This is a genomic window from Flammeovirga sp. AWQ4_249, from assembly GCF_056161045.1.
Genome location: NZ_JBSWYJ010000115.1, coordinates 1 through 592 on the forward strand (window position 1 = coordinate 1; position 592 = coordinate 592).

Sequence of the window (592 nt, forward strand, 5' to 3'; positions counted from 1 at the left end):
CATTTGAAGCCATCTGATCTGCAGCTGCTACTGTAGCATTTCCAATCATTACTGACTCTCCAATTGATACCATGTATTTTGCTCCACCTAAAGTTTCTACTTCCATACCATCTGATAAATCAGTTGATAATACTGTACCTTCTACTACGTGGTCTAATAAAATTGCTGATACTTCTTCTGCTGATAAAGCATCTAAATCAACACCTTCGAAAGCTGAATTTAATGGAGCAAATACTGTATACTCTCCGCCTGATAATGTCTCTACCAAGCCAGCTTTTACTACTGCTGATACTAATGTTGATAAATCTTCAGTCGCTTGAGCTAACTCTACAATTGTTGGAAGCATTTCTTCCTCCATTAGAACCATATCAACTACGTGAACGACACCATTTGAAGCCATCTGATCTGCAGCTGCTACTGTAGCATTTCCAATCATTACTGACTCTCCAATTGATACCATGTATTTTGCTCCACCTAATGTAGTCACCTCCATACCATCTGATAAATCAGTTGATAATACTGTACCTTCTACTACATGGTCTAATAAAATTGCTGATACTTCTTCTGCTGATAAAGCATCTAAATCAACACC

At 37.8% G+C, this 592-nt stretch carries 1 protein-coding gene; it reads right to left on the bottom strand.

The window, feature by feature from the left end:
• Positions 1 to 592 (bottom strand): fasciclin domain-containing protein (locus ACXAHM_RS26320; protein ID WP_474967064.1); only part of this gene is annotated, 592 nt, incomplete at both ends.